The 14,270-nt window shown below is 55.9% G+C and carries 16 protein-coding genes; 4 read left to right on the top strand and 12 right to left on the bottom strand.

Translation table 11 applies throughout. The annotated features are described in order from the left end of the window. Positions 1–64: 64 nt before the first annotated feature. The 8 genes from ABD76_RS09100 to ABD76_RS09065 all read right to left on the bottom strand — a co-directional run bounded on the left by ABD76_RS09100 (position 65) and on the right by ABD76_RS09065 (position 5,787). A complete protein-coding gene (locus ABD76_RS09100; protein WP_197256187.1) occupies positions 65–499 on the bottom strand; it encodes an NUDIX hydrolase in 435 nt (144 codons plus the stop codon). Between the two features lie 151 nt (positions 500–650). Further along, the gene (gene mtaB / locus ABD76_RS09095) at positions 651–2,000 is read right to left on the bottom strand and encodes a tRNA (N(6)-L-threonylcarbamoyladenosine(37)-C(2))-methylthiotransferase MtaB (RefSeq protein ID WP_197256185.1); all 1,350 of its coding nucleotides are present in this window, start codon (positions 1,998–2,000) and stop codon (positions 651–653) included. A 3-nt stretch (positions 2,001–2,003) separates the two neighbouring features. Further along, positions 2,004–2,768, bottom strand: a complete 765-nt coding sequence (locus tag ABD76_RS09090) for an RsmE family RNA methyltransferase (RefSeq protein ID WP_197256183.1) — start codon at positions 2,766–2,768, stop codon at positions 2,004–2,006. A 105-nt stretch (positions 2,769–2,873) separates the two neighbouring features. Beyond that, the gene (locus tag ABD76_RS09085; protein ID WP_197256181.1) at positions 2,874–3,557 is read right to left on the bottom strand and encodes a site-2 protease family protein; all 684 of its coding nucleotides are present in this window, start codon (positions 3,555–3,557) and stop codon (positions 2,874–2,876) included. A gap of 37 nt (positions 3,558–3,594) precedes the next feature. After that, on the bottom strand, positions 3,595–4,572 hold the full coding sequence (gene prmA / locus ABD76_RS09080; protein WP_197256179.1) for a 50S ribosomal protein L11 methyltransferase: 978 nt from the start codon (positions 4,570–4,572) through the stop codon (positions 3,595–3,597). Positions 4,573–4,728: 156 nt separating this feature from the next. Next, entirely contained in the window at positions 4,729–4,923 is a 195-nt protein-coding gene (locus tag ABD76_RS09075) for a hypothetical protein (protein WP_197256177.1), read from the bottom strand. Next, the gene (locus ABD76_RS09070; RefSeq protein WP_197256175.1) at positions 4,920–5,117 is read right to left on the bottom strand and encodes a YfhD family protein; all 198 of its coding nucleotides are present in this window, start codon (positions 5,115–5,117) and stop codon (positions 4,920–4,922) included. Before ABD76_RS09070 ends, ABD76_RS09075 begins: the two co-directional genes overlap by 4 nt. A gap of 67 nt (positions 5,118–5,184) precedes the next feature. After that, positions 5,185–5,787, bottom strand: coding sequence for a glycerol-3-phosphate responsive antiterminator (locus ABD76_RS09065; RefSeq protein ID WP_197256173.1), 603 nt, complete (start codon positions 5,785–5,787; stop codon positions 5,185–5,187). Positions 5,788–6,099: 312 nt separating this feature from the next. Between ABD76_RS09065 and ABD76_RS09060 the strand changes: the two genes are divergently transcribed. The 4 genes from ABD76_RS09060 to ABD76_RS09045 all read left to right on the top strand — a co-directional run bounded on the left by ABD76_RS09060 (position 6,100) and on the right by ABD76_RS09045 (position 10,009). Next, complete coding sequence (locus tag ABD76_RS09060; protein ID WP_197256171.1) at positions 6,100–7,008, top strand: carbohydrate ABC transporter permease; 909 nt, start codon at positions 6,100–6,102, stop codon at positions 7,006–7,008. Next, positions 7,005–7,826, top strand: a complete 822-nt coding sequence (locus ABD76_RS09055; protein ID WP_197256169.1) for a carbohydrate ABC transporter permease — start codon at positions 7,005–7,007, stop codon at positions 7,824–7,826. Before ABD76_RS09060 ends, ABD76_RS09055 begins: the two co-directional genes overlap by 4 nt. Positions 7,827–7,879: 53 nt before the next feature. Beyond that, a complete protein-coding gene (locus ABD76_RS09050; RefSeq protein WP_197256167.1) occupies positions 7,880–9,217 on the top strand; it encodes an extracellular solute-binding protein in 1,338 nt (445 codons plus the stop codon). An 81-nt stretch (positions 9,218–9,298) separates the two neighbouring features. Further along, positions 9,299–10,009, top strand: coding sequence for a glycerophosphodiester phosphodiesterase (locus ABD76_RS09045; RefSeq protein ID WP_197256165.1), 711 nt, complete (start codon positions 9,299–9,301; stop codon positions 10,007–10,009). Between the two features lie 135 nt (positions 10,010–10,144). Here the strand turns inward: ABD76_RS09045 and ABD76_RS09040 are convergent, their stop codons facing one another. From ABD76_RS09040 to ABD76_RS09025, 4 genes are all read right to left on the bottom strand, one after another. Beyond that, entirely contained in the window at positions 10,145–11,287 is a 1,143-nt protein-coding gene (locus ABD76_RS09040; protein ID WP_197256163.1) for a sensor histidine kinase, read from the bottom strand. After that, complete coding sequence (locus ABD76_RS09035; protein ID WP_197256161.1) at positions 11,284–11,958, bottom strand: response regulator transcription factor; 675 nt, start codon at positions 11,956–11,958, stop codon at positions 11,284–11,286. The genes ABD76_RS09040 and ABD76_RS09035 overlap by 4 nt, the downstream gene beginning before the upstream one ends. Before the next feature lie 44 nt (positions 11,959–12,002). Beyond that, positions 12,003–13,775 (bottom strand): ABC transporter ATP-binding protein, encoded by a 1,773-nt coding sequence (locus tag ABD76_RS09030; protein ID WP_197256159.1) that lies wholly within the window; start codon positions 13,773–13,775, stop codon positions 12,003–12,005. Between the two features lie 291 nt (positions 13,776–14,066). Continuing rightward, the coding region (locus tag ABD76_RS09025) for a transposase (RefSeq protein ID WP_197254502.1) at positions 14,067–14,270 on the bottom strand (204 nt) is incomplete at its 5' end.

Genomic DNA, 14,270 nt, shown 5'->3' with positions numbered 1-14,270 from the left:
ACCTGTTCCCGGCATCTGGGCAGGACACTTGCGCTCGCCGACCCGCATGACAAGCAGCGGCCGTTTACAAGGCAATCCCCAATTGCGCAAAGGCCTTGCTCAGAATGACGTCATTGTTATCATACCCGGAATCGGTCTGCTTGGCCCATGCCGCTTGCGGATCGTACCATTCGACGCTGTGAATCTCCTCGACCTGAGGCGCAAGCTGCCCGGCCTTCGCCTCGACCAGAAAATAATGAACCTCTTTGTCCACCGTGCGGCTTTCCGGCGACGTATATTGATAGCGGATCGTGTCCAGCTTGCCGACGATGCTCCCTTCAATCCCGGTCTCCTCCAGAATTTCCCGCAGAGCCGTCTGCTCTACGGTCTCTCCAGGCTCCATTTTTCCCTTGGCCAAGGAAGTCTTGCCGTAACGATCCTGGATCAACTGGAACTCGATATGCTCTCCGCGCCGCCGGTACACGACGCCTCCCGCCGATATTTCTTTCATAGCGAACATCCTCCAACGTAAAAAGTGTGCGGCGTGCTCAGGTCCCTTACCGCCAGCACTATTGAAACTGATGAATATGTATATCGTAACCGAAAGGAAAGAGGATTTCACCTGCTCCTTGCACACGAAGCGACAGTGGAATCCTCTGTGTTCTACCTCATTACATATTGGCTGCCTGCGCGCCCGCTTCTTCCCCGAGCACCCGGGTCAGCACGCCGAAGCATTCGTTCACGCCGGCCTTCGTCACCTTGACGCGGCAGAGCCGGCCAATGAGCGACTCGTCGCCGTCGAACACGATCTGCAGGTAGTTGTCGGAATAGCCCATCACTTGACCGGTTCCCGGCGCCCCTTTATAATCGCGTTCCGGAATGACGTCAAGCACTTGCCCGACGAATTTCTCGGCGTATGCGAGCTGCATCTGCTCCGACAGATCGATCAGATCGTGAACGCGGGCATGCTTCACTTCCTCGTCCACCTGATCCTCCATGCGCGCCGCCGGCGTTCCGGTACGCTTGGAGTACGGGAAGACGTGCATCTCGGAGAACCCGACCCGCTTCATGAATTCGTAGCCTTCCCGGAACTGCTCGTCCGTCTCCCCCGGGAAGCCGACGATCACGTCGGTCGTTATCGCGACGTTCGGCATCGCCTCGCGGATGCGGGCAATTTTGTCGCCGAACTCCTCGACTGTATATTTGCGCCGCATGCGCTTCAGCACTTCATTGTTGCCCGCCTGCAGCGGTATATGAAGGTGGCGGCACATTTTCGACGAACGGTTCAGGACGTCGATCATCCGATCGTCGATCTGGCTCGCTTCGATCGAACTGATGCGCACCCGTTCCAACCCCTCGATGCGGTCCAGATCCCAGAGCAGATCAGTCAGATCATAGTTCTCGAGATCGTCGCCGTAGCCTCCGGTATGGATTCCGGTCAACACAATCTCCTTGTAGCCTGCCGCCACGAGCTGACGGGCCTGGTTGAGGACGCTTTGCGGGTCGCGGCTGCGGGACAGCCCGCGGGACCACGGAATGATGCAGAAGGTGCAGAAATTGTTGCAGCCTTCCTGAATCTTCAAAAATGCGCGTGTCCGCTCCGCGAAATCCGGGACGTCCAGCTCCTCGAACGCGCGCGTCTTCATAATGTTGCGCACGGCGTTAATCGGCTGGCGCTCTGCTTGAAGCTGGGCGATGTAATCCATCAGCTTGTCCCGATCCTGCGTGCCGATGACGAGATCGACGCCCGGAATGTCGAGAATCTCCGCCGGGGAGGTTTGCGCATAGCAGCCGGTCACCGCAATGATGGCGTCCGGATTGCGGCGGACGGCCCGCCGGATAATCTGGCGGCTCTTCTTGTCGCCGGTATTCGTAACGGTGCATGTATTGATCAAATAGACGTCAGCCGTCGCTTCAAAGTCGACTTGCTCATAACCTTCTTGCTTGAACAGCTGCCAAATGGCTTCCGTATCATAGAAGTTCACCTTGCAGCCCAACGTATAAAACGCTACCGATGGCATTGTTCAACTTCCTCCCATTTCTCCGAATTGATACATGATGCAGGCACAGGCCGCCATGCCCGCCGTCTCCGTCCGCAAAATGCGGCGCCCGAGACTGACGCAGACCGCGCCGGCCGCCGCGGCCGCTTCCACCTCGCGCAGCGAAAACCCGCCTTCCGGTCCGATCACGACCAGAATGCGGGCTGCCTCCCGGCCGCGCTGCGCTTCGCGGAAAGGCTCGAGCACGTCGCGGAGCCGCGTTCCCTGCTCGTCCTCATAGCAGATCAGCACGAGATCATAGTCCGCGAACTGCCCGGTCAGCTTCGCCCAGGCCGCAGGCCCCGCAATGGCGGGAACGCGATTGCGATGCGACTGCTCGGCCGCTTCCTTCGCAATCTTCGCCCAGCGCTCCAGCCGCTTGGCTTCCTTCTTCGCGTCATACTGCACGACCGTGCGTTCCGACAGGAACGGAAGGAATCCCGCCGCTCCCAGCTCCGTGCATTTCTGTATAATCAGTTCCATCTTGTCGCCCTTCGGCAGGCTCTGGGCGACAGTCACCTCGACTGCGGCTTCCCGATCGGCAGCAACCAGTTCCTCCAGCCGGGCGATGGCCGTCTCGCCGTCGCCGCTCTCGAACACGGCCACGGCCTCGCGGCCGGCGCCGTCGCTCACCAGAAAAGTGAAGCCCGGCTTGGCCCGCATCACATTGACGATATGATGCGCGTCCGCGCCGGTAATCCGTATGTGCTGATCCCCGAACGCTTCGGGGCTGACAAAGTATTTTTGCATCGTAATCAACATTCCTCATCATACACGTTTTGCGCGCAATGCGCTAGATTTGCAGCAATATTTCCAGAAAGTCCACGCCATGCATCCGCCTGCCGGAACGGTATTCTACATGCCGACCAGATAAGCGGCGGTCCGCGAAAAGTTAAAGACGATCGGTTCAATCAAACTGAAGAGCGGCGTAAGCGTCATGTTCCGCAGCGGCGGAATGAATACAAGCATGAAGAAAATAAGAATCGACCATTGCTCGAACTGCTGCAACCGCAGACGCAGGCTGCGCGGCGCCAGATCCTCGACAATGCGGTAGCCGTCCAGCGGCGGCAGCGGAATGAGATTGAACAGGAACAGCAGCACGTTATAAGTGATGAAATAATTCAAAAAGTAATAGACGGCGAGATGGACGCGATCCGGAGATCCCAACTGCACGAAGCCCAACTTGAGGCCGAGATGAATCACGATGGTCCCGATAAAGGCCAGCAGCAGGTTGCTGATCGGTCCGGCGGCCGACACGACGATGCCCATCAGCCGCGGATGCTTGAAGTTATCCCGGTTCACCGGCACCGGCTTCGCCCAGCCGAAGCCAGCGATGACGAAGAACAGCATGCCCAGGAAGTCGACATGCCTTGCCGGATTCAGACTGACGCGGCCCAGCATCTTCGCTGTCGGATCCCCGAATTTCCAGGCAAAATAGGCATGCGCGAATTCATGGACCGTAAAGGCGATCAGCAGCACCGATACGAGAAACGGCAGCATCTCCAGCTTGACGGCGAACAAATTATTCAAAAAATCCATACCTTCCCTCGCTTTCTTCTATTACAGGGCTCTCTGTTTACATTGGTTTTTTGGCCACGAACGCAACCCAATCCTCCTCGCGATGCTTCCCGTCGATGTGGAAGCCGTGGCGGATCAGCTCCCGCTCTACCGCCTCTTCTTTGTTCTTGTAAATCCCTGAGGCAATGTAGATTCCGCCCGGCTGCAGCGCCGCGAACACATCCTCCACGAACAGCAGAATCACCTCGGCCAAAATGTTGGCGACCACGATCTGGACAGGGAGCGTTACGCCAAGCGCCGGGGCTTCGTCCGTTCCGCTCGCCTTCAGCATGTGCAGGAGATCGCCTTCCCGCACGGTAACCGCGTCATCGAGCCCGTTCATCGCCACATTTTCCCGGGCGCTCTTGACCGCTACCGGATCCAGGTCGATGGCGAGGACATGCCGGGCGCCGAGCTTGCACGCCCCGATCGCCAGAATGCCGGAGCCGGTTCCGACATCGATAATGTCTTCTCCGCCCTGAATGACGCCTTCCAGCGCCTGGAGACAGAGCGAGGTCGTCGGATGGGTTCCGGTGCCGAAGGCCATGCCGGGATCGAGCTCGATGACCATCTCCTCCTCCGCCGGCGTATAAGGCTCCCAGGACGGCTTGATCGTCAGCTTGCTTGTAATGCGCGCCGGCTTGAAATATTGCTTCCAGGCATCCGCCCAATCGTCTTCATGAACGGAGCGCCAGGACAGGGAAGCCTCGCCCGGATCGATTCCGTACGTGCGGAGCTCCCGAATGCGGCCGGCCACCTCGGCCTCGATCGCCGCCAGATCCGTTCCTTCCGCGAAATAGCCTTGAATCTTCGCCTCGCCTTCGGGAATATCGTTCAGCGGGGCGATATACAGCTCGCCATAGGTCGTGTCCCGCTCCTTGTTCAGCGTTCCGGATTCCTCGATCGAGACGCCTCCCGCTCCCGCCTCATGCAGGAAGTTCGAGATCATTTCGACCGCTTCTTCCTTTGTATGTATCGTTAATTCATGCCAGCGCACGATGGTATTCCCCCTATGAATAAGATCGGTGCCGACAAGTTTGACGGTGTTCCCCCGTACGATTGATAACCGTCCGCACATTCTATTTATTGTACACAAAAATAAAACTCCACACAACGAGCGGTCTTACCCGCTCGCCGCAGGAGTTCTGTTGCCTTACAAGGACGTGCCCTCATAATCGCGCATCACTGCAAGCGCCTGATCCAGCACGGCATGGTTCACATCGGCGGATACGATATATCCGTCTTCCCATGGAGCGACCTGAATGGCATGCGCCCGCAGCGCGTTCAGCTTGCGCCCGCAAGCTTCGGCCTTCGATTCGTCCTGGAATTTGGCTTCGATGTGTCTCATGGACGTTCCGCCCGTTCATCCGCTTGTCTGGCGCGCTCAAGCGCCTCCAAATCGTCGGCGTCCGCCTGCTCGATCGAGAATTCCACGTCTTCGTTCTTGCCGGCAGACGCATTGGTCTTGCCGACGACGAGATCCGGCTGCTCCTCGAAGGCGTTGAGATGATTCTTCCGGCGGCTGTCCCGGTAATTGGTCATGGCCCTTCCTCCTTTGCCTCATCATTTCATAGATGGTCATCTATAACATGAGTAGGAAGCGGGGACTTTATACGATGGGCTCACCGCCATTGCCGCTATTGCCGGCGCGCTCCCCGGCGGCATACTGCTGCCAGAGCGTCTGGCTGGAGGTCGTGACCGCCACGGCGCCCGCTTGAAGCGCCCTGTTCACATCTTCTTCGGTCCGGATGAAGCCGCCGGCGAGAAGCGGTATGTCGCGCCCGGTCTTCAACTGCTTCAAATAAGGCAGCATCGGGCTCGGCAGCACCTCGATATAGTCGGGATTCGTCTTTTCCAGCAAGGCGCCGCTCTTCTCGAAGGAGCTGTTGTCGATCAGGAAAATGCGCTGAATGGCGACGACGCCCTTCTGCTTCGCGCGGATAATTACGCTCGCCTTCGTCGACAATAGCCCGTACGGCGTAAATTCCTGACACAGATATTCCGCCGCGTAGCTGTCGTTCTGCAGCCCCTGAATCAAATCCACGTGCAGCAGCAGCTTCTTGTTATGCGGGCGAACCATCTGAAAAATAGGCTTCAACTGAGCGATATGAACATCCAAAAGCACAATGTATTCGAACGGACTGACCAGAAGCTTTTCCATATCCTTCATCTGCCTTACGGCCGGCAGGATGGCCTGGTTGGCGAAGTGCATTGCTCGCTCTCCCTTCGGTCTGGCTCTGTTTTTCTCTGATACGCTAACCTTGCTGTTTCTACCGCTATCGTAATCCCCTCCCGCCGCCCCGTCAACCTCCTCTCCGTCGCGTCAAGCGCATGTATCACTACGAACAACCATAATTTGTATTGATTTTTAATATTGTGTGAATTATACTGGGATGCAAGTTAATATTCCGGTTTCGGGAAACGGAGAAGACCACGCTTGTTCCAATTGGCTGCCGCCATTTGGTCGTTCTGTGGTCTTCTTTTTTTCTGACCGTTGCGCTGGTTAAGAAAGGGGAATAGTCTAATGGAGCCATCTGCCACAACCTTCCGCAAGAAAGATTCGCCGCTGCGCCTCCTGGCAGCGGGTATGCTCTATTTAAGTCCGATGCTCATCATTTTATCGGCCTTTACGTTCTACCCTATGTTGAAAACGCTTTATTACAGCTTCTTCTCCACGAACGCTCGCGGCGTTCCCGTCATGTTCGTCGGCTTCGATAATTATGCCGGCCTGTTCCAGTCCGACAGTTTCCTGACAAGCATGACCGGCACATTCCTGTTCGTGCTTTACACGGTGCCGCTGGGCGTCGCCTTCGCCTTCTTCCTGGCCGTCATTTCAAGCGAGAAGCTGCGGGGAATCGAGTTTTTCCGCGTTATTTTCTCTTCCACGGTCGGCGTGTCGGTGGCCGCGGGCTCGATGATCTTCCTGTTCCTGTTCCATCCCAGCATCGGGTTCCTGAATCATATGCTAGGTTGGATCGGACTGCCGCCGATCCATTGGCTGACCGATCCGAAGTGGGCGCTCATCTCCATCGCGTTGACCAGCATCTGGATGGGCGTCGGCTTCAATTACATCATCCTCCTCGGCGGTCTGCAGAGCATACCGGAGGACATTTACGAGAGCGCCCGCATTGACGGCGCCGGGTACTGGTCCCGCTTGTTCCGCATTACGCTGCCGATGGTCTCGCCGACCCTGTTTTTTGTCATCATCGTGACCGTCATCCATTCTTTTCAATCGTTCGGCCAGATCGATATCCTCACCAAGGGCGGACCTGCAGAATCAACCAACCTCATTGTTTATTCCATCTATCAGAACGCCTTTATTCATTACAAATTCGGCATCGCGAGCGCGCAAGCGATTATTCTGTTCCTGATCGTGCTGCTGGCGACGCTGATTCAGTTCAAAGTCGGCGAAAAGAAGGTGCACTATCAATGAGAATGGCGCTGTACCAGAAATGGGTGTTCTACATCTTGCTGCTGGCCGCGGCTGGCCTCATGTTCTTCCCGATTATCTATGCTCTCCTGGCGAGCCTGATGACGACCGAGGAAATTATGACCGGCAAGCTGTTCCCTGCCAGCTTCGTATTCGACAATTTCACGATGGCGCTCAAAAGCGTGCCGCTGCTCAAATTCATGGTGAACAGTCTGATCGTCTCGCTCACCGTCATGATCGGCCAGCTTATCGTATGCAGCCTCGCGGCCTACGCCATCGTCTTTATTCCGTTCAAAGGGCGCAACTTCGTGTTCTTCCTGTTGATATCGACGATGATGATTCCATGGGAAGCGACGATGATTCCGAACTATTTGACCATCGTCGGCTTCAATTGGGTCAATACGTATCAAGGGTTGTCGATGCCGTTCTTCGCGCTCGCTTTCGGTGTCTTTCTGCTCCGCCAGCATTTCCTGACGCTGCCGCAGGAGCTGCATGAATCGGCCCAATTGGAAGGCTGCGGCCGGCTGCGCTATCTGGTGTCGTTCGTCGTCCCGCTTTCTCTGCCGATGCTGAGCGCGCTTGGCGTATACGGGTTTTTGACGACCTGGAATATGTATTTATGGCCGCTGCTGACGACGACCAACAATTCGGTCCGCACCGTGCAGATCGGCTTGAAAATGATGCAGGCCCAAGAGACGAACACGAATTGGCCCGTCGTCATGGCCGGCGTCGTCATCGTGCTCGTGCCCACCTTGCTTTTCTTGTTCCTCAGCCTCAAGCAGCTCAAGCGCGGCTTGATGTCCGGGGCATTAAAAGGATAAATAAATCAACATGATTAGCCGGCATGATCAAATTTCGCGAGGGGGATATGGAAGTGAAAAAAACAGGCGTACTGATGCTGCTGCTGGCGGTGCTGTCGCTGTCCGCGGTCGGCTGCACGAATTCGTCCGGCTCGGAGGCGAGAAAGTCGGATGACGGACGAATCAAGGTCACCTTCTGGCATGCCATGAGCGGCAATGCCGGGGAACTGATCGCCAAGATGGCGAGCGACTACAATGCATCGCAGGACAAATACTTCGTCGATGCGATATTCCAAGGGTCGTACGAGGAATCGTTGACGAAGCTCAAGGCGGTGGGCGGCACGTCCGAGGCGCCGACGCTGATGCAGGTGCAGGAGATTGGAACGAAGTATATGGTCAACAGCGGTTATATCCAGCCGGTTCAGGACCTGATTGACCAAGACAAATTCGACTTGTCCCAATGGGAGGAGAATATTCTCAGCTATTATCAAATCGACGGCAAGCTCTACTCGCTGCCGTTCAACACTTCAAACGCTATCTTGATCTACAACAAGGACAAATTCAAAGCGGCCGGACTCGATCCGGAGTCGCCGCCGAAGACGTTCGGGGAAATCCGGGAAATGGCCAAGAAGCTGACCGACAACGGGAAAAACGAAAAAGGGTTCGCATTGCTCATCTACGGCTGGTTCATCGAGCAGCTGCTGGCGAATCAAGGAGCCGATTTCGTGGATAACGGCAACGGTCGCGACAGTCTCGCAACCAAGTCGCTGCTCAATTCCCCGGAAAGCCTCGGCATCTTCCAATGGCTCGACGATATGAACAAGGACGGCACGCTCGGGAACTACGGGCGGCAGTGGGATGATATCCGGGCTGCCTTCAGCGCCGGCAAGGTCGCCATGTACATGGATTCGACCGCGGGCATTGCCGGCGTCATGCAGGCTTCTCCCTTCGAAGTCGGCACGGGATTCCTGCCGACGCCGGACGGCAAGGAGGCCAATGGCGTCATCGTGGGCGGCGCCTCGCTCTGGCTGATGAACAGCGTCGCCGAAGAAGAGAAGGAAGCGGCATGGGATTTCATGAAATATGTAACGACCCCTGCCGTTCAGGCCGAATGGGCGGCGGGCACCGGCTACTTCCCGATTACGAAGGCCGCGCATGAGGAGCCGGTCCTGAAGGAGAAGTATGAGCAGGCGCCGCAATTCCTGACGACCGTGAAGCAGCTTCAGAATACGAAGGCCGGATCGGCTACCCGGGGCGCGCTGATCTCCGTCTTCCCGGAGACGCGCAACGAAGTCGCGACGGCGATCGAGAAGCTCTACCAGGGAGACGCTCCGCAGAAGGTCGTTGATGAATTGACCGCGAAAATCGACAAGCTCATCGAAGAGGACAACAAGGTGAACGCGCCGAAATAAGCAGGAACACGGCGGGCAAGGATGCGGTGGATGCCGCCGCTGCCCTGTCCGCCTCCATCATGAAGCTGGAGGTTGGCGAGCATGTTCATATTTGCCCACCGGGGCGCATCGGGGTATGCGCCGGAAAATACGATGGCCGCTTTTCGGGCGGCGCTCGATCGCGGCTGCGCCGGCATCGAGCTTGATATTCAACAGACGAAGGACGGACGGCTTGTCATCATCCATGATGAAAATGTCGCCCGCACGACGTCAGGCCAAGGCTACATCGCGGACCTGACTTGGGAGGAGCTGAGCGGGCTTGACGCGGGAAGCTGGTTCCACACGGACTTCAACGAGGAACGGATCCCGCTGCTTGATGACTATCTCGATCTGGTGCAGGATCAGGATCTCATTACCAACATCGAGATTAAGAACATCCCTTTCTTCTATGACGGAATCGAACAAAAGCTTGTCGACGCCGTAAAGAAACGCGGCCTGCTGGAGCGGATTATCGTCTCCTCCTTCGACCATCAGGCGCTGGAAAAGATAGCCCGCCTGGAGCCCGGCGTGAAGCTCGGCGTGCTCATGGCCGATCGCCTCTGCCGTCCGGAGCAATATATCCAGTCTCTGCCCTTCCCGGTCTACAGCGTCCATCCCCATTTTTCGTTCGCGGACGCGGACTTCATCGCGGCATGCCATGGGGCAGGCTGCAAGGTGTACGCCTACACCGTCGACCGGCCGGAGTGGGCCGCCATGCTGCGGCAAGCCGGCATCGACGGCCTCTTCTCCAACGTGCCGGATCGGCTGGGATAACCGGCCGGCACCTTGTTCCTCATGATCATGCCCGATCCGGGCTGCCGATCGGGCATGATCATGCTGCATTTCGCAGCCTTATTCCGGGAACATATCCGCGTTCGCCGTGAGCGCAAAAGGAATACGACGCTCAAGCTAAGCCTTGTTCGCTCGAACCATGGGCGCTTCTTTTTCAGCCTGATGATGGTGGTCCGACATGCGCAGAGGCAGCTTGACGGAGAAGACCGACCCGCTTCCTCTCTCACTGCTCACGGCAATCGTTCCCTGATGGAGCTGAACAATCTTCTGCGCAATGGATAGTCCCAATCCGCTGCCTCCTTGCATCCGGTTCCGGGACGCATCGGCCTTGAAGAATCGCTCGAACAGATGCGGGATATGCTCCTTGTCGATTCCAATGCCGCTGTCTTCCATCCTCACTTCTACATAGGGCTCATGCACCGTCAGCCCAATGTGGATGAAGCCCTTCTCCGGCGTGAACTTGATGGCATTATGGATCAGGTTGACCCACACCTGGCTCAGCATATCCTCATCTGCGGTAATGTGAACCTTATCCAGGCTCAACTCGATGTCCAAAGCTTTGGCCGCCCATTGCGGTTCACTCGCCAATACAAGATTGCGCAGCTGCTGATCCAGGCGGTACGATCGAGGCTTGATCGGATGATGCTCCGATTCCAGGGACGTCAGCCTCAGCAAATTGTCGCTTAATTTGGACAGTCTGGTTGTCTCCATCTCGATAATCTGGAGGTAATGTCGCCGCTCCTCCTCGCTCAATTCCTCATTTTGCAAGGCATGGGCAAATCCGCGAATCGACGTAAGCGGCGATTGAATCTCATGGGATACATTCGAAATAAATTCCTGCCGCATCTTCTCCATCACTCCCAGCTCGCCGGCCATATTGTTGATGCTCTCGATCAGCATGCCGTATTCATGTTCGAAATCTTCATTCATCTTGATCGTCACATCGAAATCTCCCTTGGAAATCCGGTTGACGGCGTCGATGATGGAATGATAGAAGAGAATATGCTTATTGCGCGCAAAAGGGACAAAGATCCCGGTCACGGCACACAGAATCAGGAAACCTACCGTCCCTGTCATGAGAAAGGCCCCGTATTCCGTCAATTCCCATCCGAACCACCTTAGCAGTGCCGGGTTGATTAGATAGGCAAGCGACCATGACGCGAACATGAACAGCAGCAAGACGCCCATGCTGCCTATGAATTTGATTGTTCTCCACGTCTTCGTTGCCTTGAACCTGCGGAACCATTCGAGCCGTTTCATTCGAGCACCTCAAGGCGATAACCGAGCCCGCGTATGGTTTTGATGCGAAATCCGTGCTCGCTGGAGGAGAACCGCTCGCGCAGGCGGTTAATGTGCACATCCAGCGTCCGCTCGTTCCCCTCATAATCATAGCCCCATATTTCTTCGATTAACTGCTCTCTGGAGCATGTCCTGCCGGGGACGGCGCCCAGCTTGAAGAGGAGCTCGAATTCCTTCAGCGGCAAGGAGAACGTATCGCTGCCCGAGGTGACTTCGAATGTCTGCCGGTTCACGACCACGCGGCCGATGTGAACAATCCGGGATGCCGCAATCTGATATCTTCTCAGCAGCGCCCTTACGCGCACGACCAATTCCATCGGCTCGAACGGCTTCACCAAGTAATCGTCGGTTCCCAGATTGAAGCCTTTCACCTTCTGCGATGTGTCTCCCTTGGCGGTCAGCATCAGCAGCGGAATATCATGCAGCGCTTTGAGCTCGCGGCATAGTTCCCATCCATCCATATTCGGCATCATAATATCGAGGACCACAAGATCGGCTTTCTCCGTTTCCATAAGACGGAGCGCCTCCATGCCGTCGGAGGCTTCCATCGTCCCGAAGCCCTCCTTTTGCAATAATACGGTGACAAATTCCCGAATATGAGGATCGTCATCTACGACAAGAATGGTTGCCATCTCGCATAATACCGCCTTTCCCGTTGATAGCTCGTTACCGAAATTTAAGCCCCGTGCGGTTCCTGAATTTTGAGCTGCTGCGCCGCGAACTCCCGGTACATGGAATGGCTCTCCAACAGTTGTTCATGCGTGCCGCAGCCTGTCAGCTTGCCTTTATCGATAAATAAAATCTGATCCGCGTCGACGACAGTGGACAGCCGGTGAGCAATGACCAGCGTCGTCCGCCCCTTCATCAGATTGTTCAGCGCCTTCTGAACGACAATCTCGGACTTGCTGTCCAGGCTCGATGTCGCCTCGTCCAGCATCAGAATGCGCGGATTGCGCAGCAGCGCCCGCGCGATGGCAATCCGCTGGCGCTGTCCGCCTGACAGCTTCATGCCGCGCTCGCCCACTTCCGTATCGTATCCGTCGGCCAATTCTTCAATGAAGCCGTCCGCATAAGCCATGGCCGCCGCCCGCTTCAGCTCCTCTTCCGTCACATCCCGATTCATCCCGTAACAAATATTTTCCCGGATCGTCCCGTCGATCAGCGGACTCTCCTGCGACACATATCCAATCAAAGCGCGCCAGGAATGCAGCGAGAATTCATTAATGTCCTCATTCCCCAGCTTGATGACACCGGAGGTCGGCAGGTAGAATCGCTCGAAGAGGGAGAACAGCGTCGTCTTGCCGCTCCCGCTGGGCCCGACAATAGCCGTTACCTTGCCCGGATTGATCGTGAAGCTTACATCTTCAAGTATAGGTTCTCCTTCGGCATATGCAAAGTGCACATGCTCCGCATGGATCGGCAAATTCGCTCGCCCGGCCTCTTTCCCCTGCATAGGATCTTCTTCCGGGGCCTGTAAAATCGAAATCATATGATCCGTTGCTCCAATCGCCTTCTGGAGCTGCGTGAAAAACATGGACAACTGGCTCATCGGCATCACAATCTGAATCAGGTATAGAATGAAAGCGACCAGTTCGCCTGCGGTCAGCGCCCCCGACGATACGCGCATGCCGCCGTAGCCAATAATGACGACCAGCAGCACCATCAGCACGAACGACATAATGGGCGAAATCAACGCCTGCACGACGCCTTCCTTAATGCCGAAGCGAAGGAGACGGGTAATGGCTTTGCGCCCGTTCTCGTATTCCCTCGCTTCGGCATTGGATGCTTTCACCAATCGAATTTCCGACAGCACTTGACTTAATACCGCCGTGAAGGAAGCCGTCTCGTCCTGCAGCCCTTTGGATATGTTGAACATTTGCTTGCCAAGCGGGAACAGCACCAAAGCGGCAAGCGGAATTACGAGGAGCATGATGACCGTCATTTGCCAATCGAGATACAACAATACAATGAGCGAGCCAATGACGGAGATGATGCCGGTAAAAAAGCTGGACAGATGCTCCGTTATGAACCCTTTGACAATCCCCGTATCATTCGTGATGCGGCTAACCGTCTCGCCCGTCTTGTTCCGGTCATAGTAGGACACCGGGAGCACCAGCATCTTTTTCCACAGCCGGTCTCGCAAGCCGGCAACGACGCGTTGTCCGATAAGATTGAGCATATAGATGGACAAGCCCGCGGCCACCGTCTGGACGATGAATGCGATCGCCAACGCCGCAATCTGCATCGTATCCAGCTGCGACATGGCGAAGTTATCCACCATCCCCTTGGTGAACATCGGAATGACGAGCGATACGGCCGCCCCGCCGATGCTCATCAGCAGGGCGATGAATAACATGAGCTTGGACGGCTTGGTTTCATTAATGAGATTCAGAAATTGCCGCCAATTGCCTAGCGAGCCTTTCGTCGTCTGATCGATTTCGTTCCTCATAACATCGACTCCTTCTTGATACCTCAACTAAGCTATGGAGTCCATCATAGACGACGAATGTAAACGGAATGTAAACCGTACAGGCCATTCTCCGGCCCGATAGCCGCTGTCTTCGATGGCATAGGATTCATGCTCTTGTCCCCGCCGAAAATCAAAACCACCCGTCCAACGGGTGGTTTGCACTTGGGGTATAACCCCCTGTTGCCAAACTGCGCCTAAAGACGCTAGCCTGACAATTAAATTGTTCAGGCTCAGTGTAACTTGTCACTTTCACTTACCAGTTAAACTGGTTTACTTCTTCTTGCTACTGTTTCTGTTGAACGGATCTTCATACTCTTTCACACTCAGTTTATCAACTGCTTGGTCATGTGCTTCCTGTTCACGTATATATTTTGCGACAGTTGCTTCGTTTAAGCCTACTGTGCTGACGTAGTAGCCCTCCGCCCAAAATTTCCGATTGCCATATTTATACTTCAGGCTGGCATGCTTCTCGAA

The sequence above is a fragment of the Paenibacillus dendritiformis genome (assembly GCF_015845845.1).
GTDB classification, from domain to species: domain Bacteria; phylum Bacillota; class Bacilli; order Paenibacillales; family Paenibacillaceae; genus Paenibacillus_B; species Paenibacillus_B dendritiformis_C.
This window is presented reverse-complemented; position numbering and strand designations above follow the sequence as displayed.

What these genes read in the sequence shown, in the direction of transcription:
- ABD76_RS09100 (WP_197256187.1), bottom strand. Translation starts at nt 499, where the DNA reads ATGTTCGCTATGAAAGAAATATCGGCGGGAGGCGTCGTGTACCGGCGG.
- mtaB (WP_197256185.1), bottom strand. Translation starts at nt 2,000, where the DNA reads ATGCCATCGGTAGCGTTTTATACGTTGGGCTGCAAGGTGAACTTCTAT.
- ABD76_RS09090 (WP_197256183.1), bottom strand. Translation starts at nt 2,768, where the DNA reads ATGCAAAAATACTTTGTCAGCCCCGAAGCGTTCGGGGATCAGCACATA.
- ABD76_RS09085 (WP_197256181.1), bottom strand. Translation starts at nt 3,557, where the DNA reads ATGGATTTTTTGAATAATTTGTTCGCCGTCAAGCTGGAGATGCTGCCG.
- ABD76_RS09075 (WP_197256177.1), bottom strand. Translation starts at nt 4,923, where the DNA reads ATGAGACACATCGAAGCCAAATTCCAGGACGAATCGAAGGCCGAAGCT.
- ABD76_RS09070 (WP_197256175.1), bottom strand. Translation starts at nt 5,117, where the DNA reads ATGACCAATTACCGGGACAGCCGCCGGAAGAATCATCTCAACGCCTTC.
- ABD76_RS09065 (WP_197256173.1), bottom strand. Translation starts at nt 5,787, where the DNA reads ATGCACTTCGCCAACCAGGCCATCCTGCCGGCCGTAAGGCAGATGAAG.
- ABD76_RS09060 (WP_197256171.1), top strand. Translation starts at nt 6,100, where the DNA reads ATGGAGCCATCTGCCACAACCTTCCGCAAGAAAGATTCGCCGCTGCGC.
- ABD76_RS09055 (WP_197256169.1), top strand. Translation starts at nt 7,005, where the DNA reads ATGAGAATGGCGCTGTACCAGAAATGGGTGTTCTACATCTTGCTGCTG.
- ABD76_RS09045 (WP_197256165.1), top strand. Translation starts at nt 9,299, where the DNA reads ATGTTCATATTTGCCCACCGGGGCGCATCGGGGTATGCGCCGGAAAAT.
- ABD76_RS09040 (WP_197256163.1), bottom strand. Translation starts at nt 11,287, where the DNA reads ATGAAACGGCTCGAATGGTTCCGCAGGTTCAAGGCAACGAAGACGTGG.
- ABD76_RS09035 (WP_197256161.1), bottom strand. Translation starts at nt 11,958, where the DNA reads ATGGCAACCATTCTTGTCGTAGATGACGATCCTCATATTCGGGAATTT.
- ABD76_RS09030 (WP_197256159.1), bottom strand. Translation starts at nt 13,775, where the DNA reads ATGAGGAACGAAATCGATCAGACGACGAAAGGCTCGCTAGGCAATTGG.